Below are 2,957 nucleotides of genomic sequence, written 5' to 3'. Positions count from 1 at the left end.
CGCCGCGACCCGGGCTGCCGTCCCGCCCGGCGTGGCGACCAGCAGCGGCCGGGGCGGGGTGTGCCGGAGCAACCATGCGGTCAGGTCCACCGCAGCGCCCCCTCCCGCCAGGCGTAGACCACCCCGGCCAGCAGGATCGCCAGGAACACGAACATCTCGACGACGGCCGAGGTGCCCTTCTCCGCGACGACCAGTGTCCACGGGTACATGAACACCATCTCCATGTCGAAGACCAGGAAGATCATCGAAACCGTGTACCAGCGCACGTGATAGCGGGAAACGGCGTGCTCCCGGGGGTCCTGACCGGACAGGAACGGCCGGACGCCCGCGACCGTGCGGCCGGGACGGACGAGGAGGGCTGCCGCGTACAACGCGGCGGTGACCCCGAGCCCCGACGCGAGCACGACGACCGCGCCCTCGACCGTCATCGTGGACCACACCTCCCGACCGTTCCGGCTGCGGCTGCCCACCGCCCGGCGACGGTTACCCGGAGAGGCGCGGACTATGCACGATGAGGTGAGGTCCGCCGCGACTCCCGTCGGGCCGGGTGCCCTCAGCCACCGACCCGCACGGTCGCCATCATGCCCGCGTCCTCGTGGTCGAGAATGTGGCAGTGATACACCGTGCGTCCGGTGTGGTCGGCGAAATGCACGCGCAGCCGTGCCCAGCCGCGCGCCGGGACGAGCACGACATCGCGCAGACTGCCGTCGGCCTGTCCCCCGTCACTGGATCCGACCACCTGGAACGGCCAGACGTGCAGGTGGAACGGATGATCCATCGGGGTGTCGTTGCGGATCAGCCACTCCTCGGTGGCCCCGGCGGCGACGGTCTGATCGGTGCGGTCGGCGTCGAACGCCCGGCCGTCGAAGCCGAACCGCATGCCCGGTCCCCGCATCCCGTCCCCGTCACCCATGCCGCCCATGCCGCCCATACCCATGGTGAACGCGATCTCCCGGCGCCGGGAGACGCTCCGGCCGGGCAGCGGGGGAGCGGGCAGCTCCGCCGGTGGTTCTCGCGAGGTCCCGGTGGCCGGGCCGGACACGTCCAGCCGCACCAGTGTGACCGGCCCCTGCCGGGTGCCGCCGGCACCCGGGACCGGGTCGGCCGTGCCGCCCATGCCCGGCATCCCTCCGTGTCCGCGTCGGACCGGGTCGCTCACCAGTCGTCCCCGCCCGGGACCGGTGGGGGTGACCAGCAGATCCGCCCGGTTTCCCGGGGCCAGCACGACCCGCTGCCGGGGCACGGGCCGGGGGAGGAGGAACCCGTCCGAGCCGACTCGGGTGACCCGCGCGTTCTCCGGCCGCAGGGACAGCACCCGCGAGGTGCAGGCGTTGACCACCCGCCACCGTTCGGTGGCTCCGGCACGCAGCTCCACGACGGGTTCGTGTTGGCCGTTGACCAGGACGAGGTTGCCCTCCCGGCCGAGCATGCGTTCCCGGGGGCCCGCGGGGACGACATCACCCGCTTCGGTCAGCGAGAGGTCGGTGACGACCAGGACCCGTTCGGTCTCCGCGAGCTCCGGTCCGCCGTCGACGATCAGGGCCCCCGCGAGGCCGCCGAAGAGCTGGTCGGCCACGAGGCCGTGGCGGTGCGGGTGGTACCAGAACGTCCCCGGTGGGTGGTCGTCCGGGATCCGGAAGCGGTAGTCGAAGGTCTCGCCGGGCGCGATGCTCAGGAACGGGTTGTCGCTGTTGCCCCGCGGTGAGACGTGCAGGCCGTGGGTGTGCAGGTTGGTGGGCTGTCCGAGCCGGTTGGTGAGTCGGACGCGCAGGTCGTCACCCGGCCGCACCCGCAGGGTCGGGCCGGGGGAGGAACCGTTGAACCCCAGGGCGGAGGTGTCCCGTCCGGCGAGCCGCACACCGGGCCCGGCGTCCAGCGGTACCGTCAACACGCCGTCCCGGGCGAGCCGTTCGGGCGGGGCACGCAGTGGCTCCCCACTCGTCGCGGCGCCCACGGCGGTCTCCTCCGGGGCGCCGATCCGCCACACCCACCCCGCGACGCCCGTCGCGACGGCGGCCGAACCCGCGGCGAGCAGTCCGAGTGCCCGACGCCTGCCGAGCTCGCGACTCACCGCAGTTCGTCCCGCCGCCGCCGGTACTCCTCCTCGTCGATCTCACCCCGGGCGAACCGCTCGTCGAGGATGCGGCGGGCCGTCCCCCGGTCGTCGCCCGACGGGCCGCGGCCGCGGGTCCACAGCACCGCGGTGGTGGCGAGCACGGCGAGCCCGATCAGGATCAGCACGGGCCAGATCCACATCCAGCCCCCCATGCCCCAGCCGTTCATCATCGTGGGTCACTCCGTCCCGGACCGCCCGAGGGTGGCCGTCTCACCCGGTGATCGTCGCCGACAGGGTCTCCAGCGCGTCGCGGATCCGTCTGCCCGCCTCGTCGGCGACCGGCTGCAGTGCCGGTTGTTCCGGCACGGTCACCATCACCTGCGGGTCCAACGCCTCGACGACCGTCTCCGCGCCGTCGGCCCGCAGCACGACGTTGCACGGCAGCAGCATCCCGATGCGCCGGTCGACGTCGAGGGCACGAGCGGCCAGTGAGGGATTGCACGCGCCCAGGATGACGTAGGGCCCGATGTCGACGCCCTGCTTCTCCCGCAGCGTCGCCTGGATGTCGATCTCGGTGAGCACACCGAAGCCCTGTTCGCGCAGTGCGTCCAGGAGCCGGTTGCGCACCTCGTCCACGGGTTCGGGAACCCGGATGCCGATTCCGTACGTCATCACCGACCACCCTCCGACCCGTCGCCGCTGCCGGGGGAACTACCCGCTGTGCGCCCGGGCGACACCGGCCCGGACGGCGGGACCGTCCCCGGTGGCCCGCCGGTGCGGACACCGCGCACAACCGGGGACCCGGCACGGGCGCGATCCGTGTGCGCCGGGAACGGCGCCCCGCCCGCCCGCCGCTCGGTACAGTGCCGCCATGACATTGGTGCAGGGACGTGCCGCGGTC

4 protein-coding genes are annotated in these 2,957 nt (G+C 73.3%); all 4 read right to left on the bottom strand.

Annotation, left to right across the window (positions count from 1 at the left end; all coding sequences use genetic code 11):
- Positions 1-80: 80 nt before the first annotated feature.
- The 4 genes from ACTIR_RS0112525 to ACTIR_RS0112510 all read right to left on the bottom strand — a co-directional run bounded on the left by ACTIR_RS0112525 (position 81) and on the right by ACTIR_RS0112510 (position 2,728).
- Positions 81-428, bottom strand: a complete 348-nt coding sequence (locus ACTIR_RS0112525; protein ID WP_026454548.1) for an NADH-quinone oxidoreductase subunit A — start codon at positions 426-428, stop codon at positions 81-83.
- 125 nt (positions 429-553) lie between these two features.
- A complete protein-coding gene (locus ACTIR_RS0112520) occupies positions 554-2,071 on the bottom strand; it encodes a multicopper oxidase family protein (protein WP_026454547.1) in 1,518 nt (505 codons plus the stop codon).
- Positions 2,068-2,286 carry an SHOCT domain-containing protein gene (locus ACTIR_RS0112515; RefSeq protein WP_026454546.1) on the bottom strand — a complete coding sequence of 73 codons (219 nt, stop codon included), beginning with the start codon at positions 2,284-2,286 and terminating at the stop codon, positions 2,068-2,070. The genes ACTIR_RS0112520 and ACTIR_RS0112515 overlap by 4 nt, the downstream gene beginning before the upstream one ends.
- 40 nt (positions 2,287-2,326) lie before the next feature.
- Positions 2,327-2,728, bottom strand: a complete 402-nt coding sequence (locus ACTIR_RS0112510) for a DUF302 domain-containing protein (protein WP_026454545.1) — start codon at positions 2,726-2,728, stop codon at positions 2,327-2,329.
- Positions 2,729-2,957 lie beyond the last annotated feature (229 nt).

The organism is Saccharomonospora iraqiensis subsp. iraqiensis, from assembly GCF_000430445.1.
Lineage (GTDB): Bacteria > Actinomycetota > Actinomycetes > Mycobacteriales > Pseudonocardiaceae > Saccharomonospora > Saccharomonospora iraqiensis.
Note: the sequence above shows the minus strand (reverse complement) of the source record. Positions and strands in the feature narration are given on the sequence as shown.

What these genes read in the sequence shown, in the direction of transcription:
- ACTIR_RS0112525 (WP_026454548.1), bottom strand. Translation starts at nt 428, where the DNA reads ATGACGGTCGAGGGCGCGGTCGTCGTGCTCGCGTCGGGGCTCGGGGTC.
- ACTIR_RS0112515 (WP_026454546.1), bottom strand. Translation starts at nt 2,286, where the DNA reads ATGATGAACGGCTGGGGCATGGGGGGCTGGATGTGGATCTGGCCCGTG.
- ACTIR_RS0112510 (WP_026454545.1), bottom strand. Translation starts at nt 2,728, where the DNA reads ATGACGTACGGAATCGGCATCCGGGTTCCCGAACCCGTGGACGAGGTG.